Source organism: Rathayibacter sp. VKM Ac-2759, from assembly GCF_009834225.1.
In the GTDB taxonomy this organism is placed as follows: Bacteria; Actinomycetota; Actinomycetes; order Actinomycetales; family Microbacteriaceae; genus Rathayibacter.
In genome coordinates this window covers 2,609,461-2,623,348 of sequence record NZ_CP047176.1, presented here as the reverse complement: position 1 = coordinate 2,623,348, position 13,888 = coordinate 2,609,461, and the positions used below count along the sequence as shown (strand labels likewise).

Sequence of the window (13,888 nt, the reverse complement as noted above, 5' to 3'; positions counted from 1 at the left end):
GCGGGGGCCGGGCCGGCTCAGACGAACGCCGCGCTGCCGGTGATGGCACGCCCGACGATCAGCGTGTTCATCTCGCGCGTGCCCTCGTACGAGTAGAGCGCCTCCGCGTCGGCGAAGAAGCGCGCGACGCCGTAGTCGAGGACGATGCCGTTGCCGCCCATGACCTCCCGGCACCACGCCACCGTCTCGCGCATGCGGCTCGTCGTGTACGCCTTCGCGAGGGCCGAGTGCTCGTCGCGCTGCTCGTCGTCATCGAGCATCTCGGAGACGCGGGTCGCGAGGGCGATGCTCGCGGTGATGTTGCCGATGCTCTTGACCAGCAGGTCCTGGACGAGCTGGTGCTCGACCAGCGGCTTGCCGAACTGCACCCGCTCCTTCGCGTAGCGCAGAGCCGCGTCGTAGGCGCCGATCGCGACTCCGATGGCCTGCCACGCGACCTCGGCGCGCGTCAGGCGCAGCACCTTGGCGGTGTCGCGGAAGGAGTTCGCGCCCTGCAGGCGCAGCGACTCCGGCACCACCACGCCCTCGAGCACGATGTCGGCGTTCTGCACCGTGCGGAGGCTCTGCTTGCGCGCGATCGCGGTCGCGCGGTACCCGGGAGTGGCGGTGGGGACGAGGAAGCCCTTCACCTGGCCGTCGGCGAGGTCCTTCGCCCAGATCACCGTCACGTCGCTGAAGGTCGCGTTGCCGATCCAGCGCTTGGCGCCGTCGAGGATCCAGGAGTCGCCCTCGCGGCGGGCGGTGGTGCGCAGCCCCTGCGCCGAGTCGGAGCCCGACTGCGGCTCGGTGAGGCCGAAGGCCCCGATCACCTCGCCGGAGGCGAGCTTCGGGAGCCACTCGGCGCGCTGCTCGGGGGAGCCGGCGACGCCGACGGTCCCCATCACCAGTCCGTTCTGCACGCCGACGTAGGTCGCGATGCCCGCATCGACCCGGCCGAGCTCGAGCGCCACCCAGCCGCGGAACACGGCCGAGTTCTCGATCGCCCGGGTCTCGGGCCACGAGAGGCCGACGACCCCGGTCGCGTGGATGCCGGGGATCAGCTGCCGGGGGAACTCCGCGCGCTCCCAGTAGTCGTCGGCGATCGGGCGCACCTGCTCCTCGAGGAACGCGCGGACGCCGACGAGGAGCTGCTTCTCGTCGGCGGTGAGCCGCCCCTCGAAGCCGTAGAAGTCGGCCGCCAGGATCTCGAAGGTGGTGCTGTCCATGCGTGATCGCTCCATTGCTCTCGTGGCGCATCGTCGGGTGCCGGAGGAGCGGCGGCGATGCGGCGTTGCTCCAGCGTACGAAGGCGGAGCGGGAGCGCCATGCGCGCTGGCGGAGAGCGCCAAGAGGGTCGCTCCCCTCGGCGGTCGCCCTTGTAGATCCTGCTAGCGTCGGGGCGGAGCGGCCCCGGCGCGCGGCTCCGACCCCACTCCACGACGGAAGGCGGCCGCACCGTGTTCATCCCGATCGGCAACACCCCCCGCGACTACGCCTGGGGCTCGCTCACCGGCATCTCGGAGGCGCTCGGCACCCCGGCGTCCGGCTCGCCCGAGGCGGAGCTCTGGCTGGGCGCGCACCCGGGCTCCCCGTCGCGGATCCTCGATCCCGCCTCCGTCGGCGCCTCGACGCTCGCGGAGTTCGTCGCGCACGATCCGGAGGCGGCGCTCGCCGGAGTGCAGGGCTCGGTCGATCCGGTCTCGGGTGCCCCGCGTCTGCCGTTCCTGCTCAAGATCCTCGCGGCCGGCGGCCCGCTCTCGCTGCAGGCGCACCCCTCGTCCGAGACGGCGCGGCGCCGTTTCGTCGAGGAGGACGAGGCCGGGATCCCGCGCGACGCCGCGCACCGCAACTACAAGGACCCGTTCCACAAGCCCGAGCTGATCTACGCGCTCAGCGAGAGCTTCGACGCGCTCTGCGGCTTCCGCGAGCTCGACGGCACGCGGGCGCTCCTCGCCGAGCTCGCGGGGCGCGCCTCCGGGGCCGACGCGGAGGCGATCACGGCCTTCGCGAGCACCCTCGAGGGCGACCCGGGCGAGGCGCTCCGTCGCGCCGTGACCTGGCTGCTCGACGGCGGTGACCGGGCGGAGGTGGCGGCGCTCGTGACCGCCGTGGTCACCGCCTCCGCGGACGACGACCGGCTCGAGGCCGCCACCGTGCGCGATCTCGCCGAGAGCTACCCGGGCGACCCGGGGATCGCCCTGTCGCTCCTGCTCAACCGGGTGCGCCTCGCGCGCGGCGAGGTGCTGTACCTCCCGGCGGGGAACATCCACGCCTACCTGCTCGGAACGGGCGTCGAGCTGATGGCCGCCTCCGACAACGTGCTGCGCGGCGGGCTGACCCCCAAGCACATCGACGTCCCCGAGCTGGTCGACGTGCTCGAGTTCTCGCCGCTGCCCGTTCCGTACCTCGAGCCGGAGGCGCCCGCCCCGGGGCTGCGCGTCTACCGCCCCGACGTCCCCGACTTCGTGCTCGCGGTCGTCGAGCCGGTGTCGGAGGAGCCCGTCGAGGTCCCGCTGAGCGGCCCCGCCATCGCCATCGCGACCGCGGGCTCGTTCACGCTGCGCGGCGCGGAGGGGGAGTCGCGCGTCGAGCGCGGCGGGAGCGTCTACATCACCCCGTCGGAGCGGTCTCTCGCCGTGACCGGCAGCGGCACGCTCTTCATCGCGACGGTCTGACCCCTCGCCCGGCTCCGCTCAGGACGCCTCGGCGCACGCGAAGGTGCGGCGGTAGGCCGCCGGGGTCGTCTGCAGCACCCGCACGAAGTGGTGGCGCATGACGGCGCCGGTGCCGAAGCCGACCCGCCCGGCGATGGTCTCCAGCGGCAGATCGCTCTCCTCCAGAAGCTGCTGGGCGCGCAGCAGGCGCTGGCGGTTCAGCCAGGCCAGGGGAGTGGTGCCGAGGTCGGCCCGGAACCGGCGCGCGAAGGTGCGCGGCGACATCAGGGCGCGGCGCGCGAGGACGTCGATCGTGAGGTCCTGGTCGAGGTTGTCGAGCATCCAGTCGGTGACGCCGGCGAACGAGTCGGCGCGCACCTCGGCGATCGGCGTGCGGATGTACTGCGCCTGCCCGCCGTGCCGCTGCGGAGGCACCACCATCCGCCGGGCGACCACGTTGGCCACCGCGGCGCCGAGCTCCTCGCGGACGATGTGCAGCGACGCGTCGATCCCGGCGGCGGTGCCGGCGCTGGTGACGATGCGGCCCTCCTGGACGAAGAGCACATCGGGGTCGACCCGCACCGAGGGATACCGCTGCGCAAGCTCGTCGGCGTGCATCCAGTGCGTCGTCGCCCGCCGCCCGTCGAGCAGTCCGGCCTGCGCGAGCGTGAACGCACCGCTGCAGACGCTGAGGATCCACGCGCCCCGAGCGTGCGCCCGGCGCAGCAGCGCGAGCACCCGCTCGTCGACCGGCCCGATCAGGTGGGCGGGGACGGCGATGAGGTCGGCGCCCTCCGCGGCCTCGAGGCCCTCGGTGATGACCATGTCGAAGCCGAGGCTCGTCCGGACCGGACCGGGGTCGGCGGTGACGATCGTGAAGTCGAAGGCCGGGCCGCCGCTCTCGCTCCGGTCGATGCCGAACACCTCGCAGACGACCCCGAACTCGAACGGCGCGAGGTCGGGCAGGGCGACGAGGGCGACGGAACGCAGCATGGCGGCAGGATAGTGCCACCCATCGTCTTCCTGCCACATCGGACGGTTCGCCGGGCGCCGATAGGGTGGCTCCGGCGCGCGGCGCGGGCGCCCGACAGCGAGGAGAAGCGCATGGCATGGCTGGTCACCGGGGGAGCCGGGTACATCGGGGCGCACGTGGTGCGCGCCTTCTCGGAGCAGGGCATCGACCCCGTCGTCATCGACGACCTCTCCTCGGGGCACGAGTCGTTCGTCCCCGAGGGCGTGCCGTTCCACCGCGGCTCGATCCTCGACGAGGCCCTGCTCGACCGCGTCTTCGCCGAGCACTCGATCGAGGGCGTCGTGCACGTCGCGGGCTTCAAGTACGCCGGCGTGTCGGTGCAGCGCCCCCTGCACACCTACGAGCAGAACGTGACGGCGACGATGCGGGTGCTCGCGGCGATGGAGCGGGCGGGAGTGTCGTCGATCGTCTTCTCGTCGAGTGCGGCCGTCTACGGGGCCGTCGACGTCGACCTCGTCACCGAGCAGACTCCGAAGAGCCCCGAGTCGCCCTACGGCGAGACGAAGCTGATCGGCGAGTGGCTGCTGGCCGACGCGGGCCGGGCGCACGGAGTGCGCCACTCCTCGCTGCGCTACTTCAACGTCGTCGGCTCCGGCTACCCGGACGTGTACGACACGAGCCCGCACAATCTCTTCCCCCTCGTCTTCGAGGCGCTGCTCGCGGGGCGCACCCCGCGGATCAACGGCGACGACTACCCCACTCCGGACGGCACCTGCGTCCGCGACTACATCCACGTGGCCGATCTCGCACTCGCGCACGTCGCCGCGGCGCGCCGCCTCTCGGCCGGCGAGCCGATCGATCCGGTCTACAACCTCGGGAGCGGCACCGGCGCCTCGGTCGGCGAGATCATGCGCGCGATCGCCGACAGCACCGGCATCGCGTTCACTCCCGAGGTCGCCCCGCGACGCCCGGGCGACCCGCCCCGCATCGTCGCCTCGGGCGAGAACGCGGCCCGCGATCTGGGCTGGGAGATGCGCCACTCCCTCGCCGAGATGGTCGAGAGCGCCTGGCGCGCGCGCAGCGGCGCGACGGCCTGACGCCGCCCGCGAGATCGGACACGGTCTCGACACGCCGGTGTGTCGTGAACCCTCCACGGAGGGTTGAGGGTTTATGGTCCGCGACTTGACCTCAGCGAATGACACCGGTGTAATTACCTTGGCGGCAGCTCCGGTGAGGAGCGGCATGCCGAGCATCGGACGCAGGCGGGCAGGAGACGGTATGGCGATGACCGACGATCTCTCCGGGGAACCGCGTCGCAGCGGCGTGCCCGGGCGCACCGGAGTCCCCGAGGACTGGTTCGTCGACCCCGTCCGGCTCGGCGTCCCCGGCGTCCGCCCCGGCATCGACACCGAGACCGAGGCGCCCGGCGGCGCCCTCTCGTGGCAGGTCGACTCGCTCTGCGCACAGACCGACCCCGAGGCCTTCTTCCCCGAGAAGGGCGGCTCGACCCGCGACGCCAAGAAGATCTGCACCTCGTGCGAGGTGCGCGCGCAGTGCCTCGAGTACGCCCTCGAGAACGACGAGCGCTTCGGCATCTGGGGCGGCCTCTCCGAGCGCGAGCGCCGCAAGCTCCGACGCCGAGCCTGAGTTCCGCCCTCCCGGCGGGACACGCGATGCCGAGGCATCTCTTCTTCGCCCTCCCGGCGGGACACGCGATGCCGAGCCATCGCGTGCTTCGCCTAGAGGCGGGGCGTGCGGTGCGACTCGAGGCGCGGCTCGCCCCTCAGGTGGCTGTGGCGTCGCGGACGCGTGGGCTGGCCGGCGTTTCTCCTCTCGATCGTGAGCGCAGGGGGAGAGGCGGCGGAGGGCGGCGAGCCGCAGGCGGGCCCGCGGTCGCCATCGCCTAGGGTGGTCCGCGATGTATCCACGAGTCACCGCCGTCCTCGTCGCGCGCAACGGCGCGGCGTACCTCGAACGAACCCTCGCGGCGCTGCGGGCGCAGACCCGCCGACCCGACGCGACCGTGTTCGTCGACGGCGGCTCGCGGGACACGACGGGGGAGCTGCTCTCGGGCTGGGGTCCGAACCAGCTCGTCCAGGTGGCCGAGAACCTGCCGTTCGGGCAGGCCGTCGGGCGAGCGGTGCGGGTGATGCAGCCCCCGGCCGGCGACGACGAGTGGCTGTGGCTGCTCGCGCAGGACTCGGCCCCCGAGCCCGGCGCCCTCGCGGCACTGCTCGGCGCGGTCGAGGTCGCTCCCTCGGTCGCGGTGGCTGGGCCGAAGGTCATGGACTGGACGCGCTCGGGCTACATCCGCAGCTACGGCGAGTCGATCACGCGCTACGGCACGACCGTCCACCTCGTCGAGGACGAGCTCGACCAGGGACAGCACGACGCGACGCCCGATGTGCTCGCCGTCGCGGCGGGCGGCATGCTCGTCCGCCACTCGCTCTGGGAGGAGCTGGGCGGCTTCGACCCCGGACTCCCCGTCGTCGACGACGCTCTCGACTTCTCGATCCGCACCCGCCTCGCCGGTCACCGCGTGAGCCGCGTGCCCGACGCCCGGGTCACCACCGCCCGCATCGGGCTCCAGCGCCCCGACGGCCGCCGCATCGACAGCGGCGAGCGTCGGCGCGCGCGCCAGCACCGGACCGCGCAGCTCCACCGCCGGCTCGCGTACGCGCCCGTCGCCCTGCTCGTTCTGCACTGGCTGTCGCTGGTGCCGCTCGCCGTCGGCCGCGCCGTCGTCCGCCTGCTGCGCAAGCAGCCCGGCCTCGTGGGAGGCGAGCTGCTCGCCGCCGTCGTCGTCGCGTTCGGCGCCACCAAGGTGCTCCGGGCCCGCCGCCTGCTCCGCTCCTCGAAGAACGTGGGCTGGAAGGCGATCGCGCCTCTGCGGATCCCGCTCGACGTGGTCCGCCAGCTCCGCTCGGTCCGGCACGACGCGGTCCGCGTCCAGGCCAGCCGCGAGCGCCACCCGCTGCAGTTCTTCCAGGGCGGGGGAGTGTGGATCGTGCTCGTCGCGGCCCTCGCGGGCCTCGTGCTCTACACGCCGCTCATCGCCGCGACCGCGATCAGCGGGGGCGGGCTCCTCACGCTCTCGCCCACGGTCGGCGAGCTCTGGCAGAACGCGGCCTACGGCTGGCGCGACCTCGGCGCCGGCTTCATCGGCGCGGCGGACCCCTTCGCGGCCGTCCTCGCGGTCCTCGGCTCGCTGACCTTCTGGGCCCCGAGCTTCTCGATGGTCCTCCTCTACCTCACGGCGCTGCCGCTCGCCGCGATGGGGGCGTGGCTGATGATCGCGCGGATCACTCCGCGGCCGATCGCACGGGCCGTCGGGTCCCTCGTCTGGATCCTCGCCCCGGCCTTCTTCGCCGCGCAGTCCGACGGGCGCCCGGCCGCGATCCTCGTGCACGTGCTGCTGCCCTGGCTCTTCTTCGCCGGCTTCGGCGCCTACCGCTCCTGGTCCTCCTCCGCGACCGCCTCGATCCTCGCCGCGGTCGTCGTCGCCTGCGCGCCGATCCTGGCGCTGCCGCTGCTGGCCGTCTGGATCGTCGTGCTCGCGACCGCCGGCCGCCGCATCGGCCGCTTCGCCGGTCTGCCGATCCCGGGGCTGGCCCTGCTGTTCCCGATCATCGTCGCGCAGGGCGGGCGCGGCGACTGGTTCGCGATCCTCGCCGACCCGGGGGTCCCGCTCGCCTCGGCGCGGGTCGACCTGTTCTCGCTCCTCGCGGGCTTCCCCTCGCAGTTCACGGACGGCTGGCTCGGCTTCCTCCAGAACCTCGGCATCTCGGAGGCGGCCGCGCCGATCGCGACGGCCGTGCTGATCCTGCCCCTGATCGTGGCCGCCCTGGCCTCCCTCCTGCTCCCGAACAATCTCTCGGCGCTCGGCGGAGTCGGCGTGGCCGCCCTCGGCCTCGTCACTGCGACGCTCGCGCAGGGCCTCCAGGTCGCGACCAGCGGATCGGAGTCGGTGGCGGTCTGGAGCGGCACGGGTCTCAGCCTCTACTGGCTCGGGCTCGTGATCGGCTTCTCCCTCTCGGTCGCCGCTCTGCCCTCGTTCCGCCTCGTCCCGGCCCTGGTCGTCACGGCCGCCACGATCGTCGCCGTCGCCCCGCTGGCGATCGCCTTCCCGAACGGGGAGAGCGAGGTCTCGACCACGTCGGACCGCTCGCTGCCGGCGTACGTCGCGGCGGAGGCGCAGAACGACCCCCGGGTCGGCACGATCGTGCTCGTCCCCCAGGCAGACGGCGGCATCCTCGCCCGCCTCGAGCGCGGAGCAGGCGCGACACTCGACCAGCAGTCCACCCTCGCCGCGACCGGCGCCGAGAGCACCGACGCGATCGACGAGCTCGCCGGCAACCTCGTCTCGCGCACCGGTTTCGACGTCGACTCCGCTCTCGACGAGCTGGGCATCCGGTTCGTGGTGCTGACGGACCCCGCCGGAGCCGAGGTCGGCGACGCCGCCTCGGCCGTCCGCTCCCGCGCCGCCGTCTCGCTCGACGGGAACGCGGCCTTCTCGGCCGTCGGCGACACGCGCTACGGCCTCCTCTGGAGCGCGGTCGACGACGACGGCGTCCGGGCCGATCCCGCCCCGAGCGGAGTGGTCGGTCCCTTCGGCATCGCCTACACGATCGGCGTCCTCCTCGTCTTCCTCGTCGCCCTCCTCCTCGCGGTGCCGACCGGACTGTCCCTCGAGCGCGCCCGCTCAGGCGGTGCCGTCGCCGGGATCGACGACGAACCGGGCGAAGCGACCGGCCAGTTCGACGACGGGAACGACGATGTCTGATCCGACCGACCAGGAGACCACGGCGGAGGCCGCGCCCGAGAGCCGCCCGAAGCGCGCCGACCGCCGCAAGCAGGAGTCCGCCCCGGCGACCCGGAAGGCGCCGTCCGCGGCGCGCCGCCGCCGGTCGGCACTGCGCGCGACGGCAGGAGCCGCCGGTCTCGCGATCGCGGCCGCCGCGGTCGTCCTCCCGCAGGTCCTCCCTCTGCCCGAGGTGAGCCGCGCCGCCGAGGGCGTCGTGGTCAGCCCTGTCGCCGCCGACGGCGCCCTCGTCTGCACCGGAGACCTCATCGACGCCGGCGAGCCCGAGGAGCTGCGCTCCTTCGGCGGCTCGGCGACCGCCGTGTGGCCGTCCGACTCGGTGTCGGGCTCCACCGCGCTGACCGAGGCGGACGTGGCCGACCCCGGCTCCGGCATCGACGGGCTGAGCGTCCCGGCCGAGTCCGACCCGACTCCGGGCGGAGTGACGACCCAGTCGATCGCGAACGAGTCGGTCTCGGGTCTGTCGGCTCACGGCTGCGCCGAGCCGACCGCCGACAGCTGGATCGTCGCCGGATCGACCGACGTCGGCCGCACCTCCGTCCTCGTGCTCGCCAACGCGAGCGAGGTCGCGGCGACCGTCGACCTCACCCTCTACGGCGAGCAGGGGCTCGTGTCGGCCACGGGCGCGACCGGAGTCGTCGTGCCGGCGGGGGCGGTCCGCACGCTGCCCCTCGCCGGGCTGGCGCCCGACGTCGTCCAGCCCGTCGTCCGCGTGACGGCCCGCGGCGGCGAGATCGCTGCGAGCCTGCAGTCCACCGCGATCTCGGGCCTGACGCCCGAGGGCGTCGAGACCTCGTCCCCCTCCGCGGACCCGTCGACGGTCACGGTCGTCTCGGGATTCACGGTCGCCTCGCCCCCCGCCGACACCGCGAGCGACGACGGCAGCGGAGGAGCGGGCGCCCCGGTGCTGCGGATCCTCGCCCCCGGTGACGCCGACAGCACCGTCTCGATCGAGGTCGCGAACGAGGACCCGAGCGGACTCGGCACCTCGACCCAGGTCGTGGTGGCCGCCGGACGCGTCGGCGAGGTCCCTCTCACGGGGCTGGCCGACGGCTCGTACCGGGTGACCCTCTCCTCCGACCAGCCCGTCGTCGCCGCCGGGCGCTCGACCTCGACCGGCTCCGCGGGGACGGACTTCGCGTGGTTCGCCTCGGGGACCTCGACCTCCGTGCCCTTCGGCGTCGGGAACACGGGCGAGGCGGGCGCGCGACTGCACCTCGCGAACGCGAGCGACTCCTCGGCGTCGGTCGTGATCGAGTCGGCCTCCGGCTCGCGCACGCTCGAGATCGGGCCGTACGCGGCGGCGTCGACCGAGCTCGGGACCGACTCGGTCGTCGTCTCGAGCGACCAGCCGGTGCAGGCCTCCGTCTCGATCGCGAACGAGGGGCGGATCGCGTCGTACCCGGTCGTGCCGCCCGGGCCGCTCTCGTCCCCGGTGACGGTGTACTCGCACTGAGGCGGGAGCCGGTCGGACCGGCCGCTGCCGTCAGTGGTGGCGGAAGCGGTCCGGGGAGATGTCCCACGGGTCGCGGCCGAGCAGCTCGGCGACCGCGCGGAACACATAGCTCTCGATGAGCATCCGCTGGTGCCAGTCGTCGCGCCGGTGCAGCTTGGCGAGCCGCTCGATGGGCACGCGGTAGAGCGTGATGCGCCGCGCGGCGTGGTCCACGCGCCACCGGGCGATGCCCGTGCCGTGCAGTCGCGCCGGGTCGACGTCGGGCGTCGTGGCGACGTCGACGTGGATGCCGGCCAGCTCCTCCGGCCACAGGCCGCGGAGGTAGTCGATGGCCGAGCCGATCGTCATCTCGAAGAAGTCGGTGCGGGTCTGCAGCGGCGGCAGGTGCGGTCCGGTGACCTGGCCGCGGATGCCGCGCCCGTGCCTGTCCCGCGATCCGCTGCGCAGAGTGGTCGCCTGACGAGCGGTGGAACGACGAGCGCGGGGCATGCGCCAAGCCTATGCGCCTGGGAGCCGGTGCCTCCCGGGCCCTTGCTACTCTGAGCCCGATGAACGGGCAGGGCGCGGCGGACCACGAGCGCCTGTGCTCGCGCACCGGGTGCCGCTCCGACGCCACCGTGACCCTCACGTACGACTACCGCGACTCGCTCGTGGCCGTGGGCCCCCTCAGCCCGGCACCCGACCCGCACGGCTACGACCTCTGCGCCGAGCACGACCGTCGACTGCTGGTGCCGCGGGGCTGGCGCACGGTGCGCTACAGCGAGCCGTCGCCTCCGACGGGCTGATCGAGGGGCCGGGCGGGCTCGCGCTCGGGGAATCCGCGCGGCGCGTCGGCGAGCACCGGCGCGAGACGACGGAGCCGCTGATCGGCGAGGCCGAGCGCACGGGCCTCCCGAGCCCGTCGCAGGGCGGCCACGCCGAGCAGGAACTCCTCGGCCGGCGCGTCCGGCAGCGGGGAGACGAACGCCGAGGCCTCCTGGGCGAGCGAGGCCGCCAGCTGCGAGCGCGACGGCTCGGTCATCCGTCCGCGCTGGCGCAGGTACTGCGCGAGTCGCCGCGCCAGGGCGTCCGGGAGGCGCGCCACGTCCGCGGTCGCGGCCCAGCCCCGCAGCGGCGCCGGCACCTCGACCTCGAGCGGCTCCACCCGGGGGACGCGCTCGAGCTGGCTCCTGGTGCCCGCGAGGATGTCGCCCAGACGGCGCGACTGCCGCGAGAGCAGCCCGACCACCGCGGCGAGCCCGCCCAGCGTCATCACGATCTCGAGCACCCCGGTGAGACCGCGGACGAGGGCGTGCCGGAAGCCGATCGCGCCGCCGTCGTCGCGGACGATCCGCGCACCGACCGCGAGCTTGCCGAGCGAGCGACCGCGGGTGGCCGTCTCGACGACGACCGGGACGACGACGACCGAGACGACGAGCGCCGCGATCGCGACGGCCGCGAGGGCCGCCTCGTCGAGGCCTCCCTCGCCGGCGAGGGAGGCGACCAGGTAGAACAGACCGAAGGCGAGCACCAGCTCGGCGAGCAGGTCGATGATCGCTCCGGAGGCGCGGAGCACGAACGAGGTCACCGGGACGTCGAGCGCGATCGCCTCGCCGGTGATCAGACCGGACTCGCCGTCGTCGTCCATCGGTTCCTCCCGGTCGGTCCTGGGCCGCGGCCGAGAAACAGTCGCGGCTATCATCTCAACAGATGGACATCGACGCTCTCTCGGCCGCGCGCAGCGCTCAGTGGACGCGCCTGGACGAGCTCTCGCGCAAGCGCCGGCTGAGCGGGAACGAGGCGGACGAGCTCGTCGAGCGCTACCAGTCGGCGTCCGCCGATCTCGCCGCCATCACCTCCACCGCGGGCTCCACGGCGGTCGGCACCCGGCTCGCCGTCTCGCTGTCGCGGGCGCGCGGCCGCCTCACCGGCACCGGCGACGAGCCCCTGGCGGCCGTCTCGCGCTTCGTCGTGCTGTCGCTGCCGGCGGCGCTGTACCGCCTCCGCTGGCTGACCCTCGCGGTCGCGCTGGCGACGGCCCTGGTCGCCACGCTGTACGCGGTGTGGATCCTCGGCGACCCTCGTCTGCTCGCGTCCCTCGGCGACGACGAGGAGCTGCGCCGCTTCGCGCAGAACGACTTCATCGACTACTACTCCGAGAACCCGGCGGCCTCGTTCGCGGGCCAGGTCTGGACGAACAACGCCTGGATCGCCGCCCAGTGCGTCGCCTTCGGCATCGTCGGCGTCTACGTGCCGTACATCCTGCTGCAGAACGCGCAGAACCTCGGCACGTCGATCGCGGTGATGTTCCACGTGGGCGAGGGCGACACGTTCTTCCTCTACATCGCTCCGCACGGCCAGCTCGAGCTGACGGCCGTCTTCGTCGCGGCGGCGGCGGGCCTGCGCATCTTCTGGGCCTGGATCGCTCCGGGCCCGCGGACCCGGGGTCAGGCCCTCGCCGAGGACGCGCGGAGTCTCTTCACGGTCGCGATCGGACTGGTCTTCGTGCTGCTGGTGTCGGGAGTGATCGAGGGCTTCGTGACCCCGGCTCCGTGGCCGTGGTGGCTCAAGATCGGCATCGGGGCGGTCGCGCTCGGTGCGTTCCTGGTCTACACGGTGGTCGTCGGCCGCCGTGCCGCGCGGGCCGGCGAGACGGGCGACCTCGACCGCTTCGGCGCGGGCTCCCGCAGCATCGCCGAGAGCTGAGTCGCGGCCTCAGAGCCGCCCGGCGGCCTTCAACGCGATGTAGCGGTCGGCGAGGAGCGGGGGGAGCCGCTCGGGACTCCCGAGGACGACGTCGCCGCCGAGCCGGCGCACGGCCGCGGCGAGGCGGTCGGAGTCGGTGAGGGAGCGCTGGGCCGCGGCGGCCGTGTAGACGGCGCTGCGGTCGCTGCGATCGGCGGCCAGCTCGACCAGCTCGGGATCGAGGGCGCAGGCGACGACGACGGTGTGCTGCCGGGTGAGCTGGGGGAGGACGGCGAGCATGCCCTCGGCCGAGCCGACGGAGTCGAGCGCGGTCAGCAGGACGACGAGGGAGCGCTGCGAGGCGAGAGTGCGCACCTGGGCGGGGACGGCGGACCAGTCGGTCTCGAGGAGCTGCGGCTGGACGGGGGCGAGAGCGTCGACCACGCGGCCGAGGACCTCCGTGCCGGTCGCGCCGTGGACGCGGGCGCGCCGCGTCCGGTCGAAGGCGAGCACGTCGACGCGGTCGCCCGCCGAGGCGGCGAGGGCGGCGAGCAGGAGCGACGCCTCGATCGCGGTGTCGAGGCGCGGCTCGTCGTCGATGCGCGCCGCACTGGTGCGCCCGGTGTCGAGCACGAGGATCACCCTCCGGTCGCGCTCGGGCCGCCAGGTGCGCACCACGGGCTCGCGTCGGCGCGCGGTCGCACGCCAGTCGAGCGAGCGGACGTCGTCGCCGCGGACGTACTCGCGGAGGCTGTCGAACTCGGTCCCCTGGCCGCGGATCATCACGCTCGTGCGTCCCTCGAGCTCGCGGAGGCGCGCCAGTCTCGACGGCAAGTGCCGCCGCGAGCGGAAGGGCGGCAGCACGCGGATCACCGCGGGGGCGGCGAGGGTGGCCTGCCGGCCGGCCAGTCCGAGCGGCCCCTCCGAGCGCACCGTGACGTGCAGGGCCCGCCGCTCGCCGCGCCGGCGGGGCACGAGCACCGTCGTCACCGAGCGCCGCTCACCGGGCGGGAGGCGCAGCGGCGAACGGGTCGCGACCGCGCCCGCCGACGGCTCCCAGGCGTCGCGGACCATCCCGCGGATCCGCCTCCGGCCCGTGTTCGCGATCAGGAGGGCCGCCTCGGCCCGCTCGCCGAGGCGCACCCGGTCCGCGACCCGGCGCTCGACGACGACGGCGCGCGGCGATCCCGCGACCGCGAGGTCGACTCCGACGAGGACGAGCCAGAGCAGCAGCCAGAGCCCGAGCACGCCGAACGCGGTCTCGGCGCGCCCGCCGAAGAGGACGACCGGCACGAGACCGAGGAGCAGGACGAGGACGGAGCGCCCGGTGAGGTGCACGG

Annotated in this window: 12 protein-coding genes; 7 read left to right on the top strand and 5 right to left on the bottom strand. The window is 74.0% G+C overall.

Going from position 1 to position 13,888, the window contains the following annotated elements; genetic code table 11:
- Nucleotides 1–17: 17 nt before the first annotated feature.
- A complete protein-coding gene (locus tag GSU68_RS12115; protein ID WP_159908653.1) occupies nt 18–1,205 on the bottom strand; it encodes an acyl-CoA dehydrogenase family protein in 1,188 nt (395 codons plus the stop codon).
- Between the two features lie 231 nt (nt 1,206–1,436).
- Here GSU68_RS12115 and manA point away from each other — a divergent pair, with 231 nt between their 5' ends.
- Nucleotides 1,437–2,654 carry a mannose-6-phosphate isomerase, class I gene (manA, locus tag GSU68_RS12110; protein ID WP_159908652.1) on the top strand — a complete coding sequence of 406 codons (1,218 nt, stop codon included), beginning with the start codon at nt 1,437–1,439 and terminating at the stop codon, nt 2,652–2,654.
- Between the two features lie 18 nt (nt 2,655–2,672).
- On the opposite strand, the gene GSU68_RS12105 is transcribed toward manA, so the two are convergent.
- Nucleotides 2,673–3,626 carry a helix-turn-helix domain-containing protein gene (locus tag GSU68_RS12105; protein WP_159908651.1) on the bottom strand — a complete coding sequence of 318 codons (954 nt, stop codon included), beginning with the start codon at nt 3,624–3,626 and terminating at the stop codon, nt 2,673–2,675.
- Between the two features lie 111 nt (nt 3,627–3,737).
- Here GSU68_RS12105 and galE point away from each other — a divergent pair, with 111 nt between their 5' ends.
- The 4 genes from galE (at nt 3,738) to GSU68_RS12085 (ending at nt 9,884) form a co-directional block, all read left to right on the top strand.
- Nucleotides 3,738–4,703: a UDP-glucose 4-epimerase GalE gene (galE, locus tag GSU68_RS12100; protein ID WP_159908650.1), complete on the top strand. Its 966-nt coding sequence runs from the start codon at nt 3,738–3,740 to the stop codon at nt 4,701–4,703.
- Nucleotides 4,704–4,890: 187 nt separating this feature from the next.
- On the top strand, nt 4,891–5,253 hold the full coding sequence (locus GSU68_RS12095) for a WhiB family transcriptional regulator (protein ID WP_159908649.1): 363 nt from the start codon (nt 4,891–4,893) through the stop codon (nt 5,251–5,253).
- A gap of 271 nt (nt 5,254–5,524) precedes the next feature.
- Nucleotides 5,525–8,389, top strand: coding sequence for a glycosyltransferase family 2 protein (locus GSU68_RS12090; RefSeq protein ID WP_159908648.1), 2,865 nt, complete (start codon nt 5,525–5,527; stop codon nt 8,387–8,389).
- Nucleotides 8,382–9,884, top strand: a complete 1,503-nt coding sequence (locus GSU68_RS12085; protein ID WP_159908647.1) for a DUF5719 family protein — start codon at nt 8,382–8,384, stop codon at nt 9,882–9,884. The genes GSU68_RS12090 and GSU68_RS12085 overlap by 8 nt, the downstream gene beginning before the upstream one ends.
- A gap of 30 nt (nt 9,885–9,914) precedes the next feature.
- On the opposite strand, the gene GSU68_RS12080 is transcribed toward GSU68_RS12085, so the two are convergent.
- Complete coding sequence (locus tag GSU68_RS12080; protein ID WP_159908645.1) at nt 9,915–10,373, bottom strand: metallopeptidase family protein; 459 nt, start codon at nt 10,371–10,373, stop codon at nt 9,915–9,917.
- A 59-nt stretch (nt 10,374–10,432) separates the two neighbouring features.
- Here GSU68_RS12080 and GSU68_RS12075 point away from each other — a divergent pair, with 59 nt between their 5' ends.
- On the top strand, nt 10,433–10,669 hold the full coding sequence (locus tag GSU68_RS12075; RefSeq protein ID WP_159908643.1) for a DUF3499 family protein: 237 nt from the start codon (nt 10,433–10,435) through the stop codon (nt 10,667–10,669).
- Here GSU68_RS12075 and GSU68_RS12070 read toward each other — a convergent pair.
- On the bottom strand, nt 10,639–11,511 hold the full coding sequence (locus tag GSU68_RS12070) for an RDD family protein (protein ID WP_159908641.1): 873 nt from the start codon (nt 11,509–11,511) through the stop codon (nt 10,639–10,641). The two genes, GSU68_RS12075 and GSU68_RS12070, sit on opposite strands and share 31 nt — an antisense overlap.
- Before the next feature lie 62 nt (nt 11,512–11,573).
- Between GSU68_RS12070 and GSU68_RS12065 the strand changes: the two genes are divergently transcribed.
- The gene (locus tag GSU68_RS12065; protein WP_159908639.1) at nt 11,574–12,569 is read left to right on the top strand and encodes a stage II sporulation protein M; all 996 of its coding nucleotides are present in this window, start codon (nt 11,574–11,576) and stop codon (nt 12,567–12,569) included.
- A gap of 9 nt (nt 12,570–12,578) precedes the next feature.
- On the opposite strand, the gene GSU68_RS12060 is transcribed toward GSU68_RS12065, so the two are convergent.
- Nucleotides 12,579–13,886 (bottom strand): DUF58 domain-containing protein, encoded by a 1,308-nt coding sequence (locus GSU68_RS12060; protein ID WP_159908637.1) that lies wholly within the window; start codon nt 13,884–13,886, stop codon nt 12,579–12,581.
- Nucleotides 13,887–13,888: the final 2 nt, after the last annotated feature.

Coding starts and splice junctions, on each gene's coding strand:
- GSU68_RS12115 (WP_159908653.1), bottom strand. CDS start 1,205: ATGGACAGCACCACCTTCGAGATCCTGGCGGCCGACTTCTACGGCTTC.
- GSU68_RS12105 (WP_159908651.1), bottom strand. CDS start 3,626: ATGCTGCGTTCCGTCGCCCTCGTCGCCCTGCCCGACCTCGCGCCGTTC.
- galE (WP_159908650.1), top strand. CDS start 3,738: ATGGCATGGCTGGTCACCGGGGGAGCCGGGTACATCGGGGCGCACGTG.
- GSU68_RS12095 (WP_159908649.1), top strand. CDS start 4,891: ATGACCGACGATCTCTCCGGGGAACCGCGTCGCAGCGGCGTGCCCGGG.
- GSU68_RS12090 (WP_159908648.1), top strand. CDS start 5,525: ATGTATCCACGAGTCACCGCCGTCCTCGTCGCGCGCAACGGCGCGGCG.
- GSU68_RS12085 (WP_159908647.1), top strand. CDS start 8,382: ATGTCTGATCCGACCGACCAGGAGACCACGGCGGAGGCCGCGCCCGAG.
- GSU68_RS12080 (WP_159908645.1), bottom strand. CDS start 10,373: ATGCCCCGCGCTCGTCGTTCCACCGCTCGTCAGGCGACCACTCTGCGC.
- GSU68_RS12075 (WP_159908643.1), top strand. CDS start 10,433: ATGAACGGGCAGGGCGCGGCGGACCACGAGCGCCTGTGCTCGCGCACC.
- GSU68_RS12070 (WP_159908641.1), bottom strand. CDS start 11,511: ATGGACGACGACGGCGAGTCCGGTCTGATCACCGGCGAGGCGATCGCG.
- GSU68_RS12065 (WP_159908639.1), top strand. CDS start 11,574: ATGGACATCGACGCTCTCTCGGCCGCGCGCAGCGCTCAGTGGACGCGC.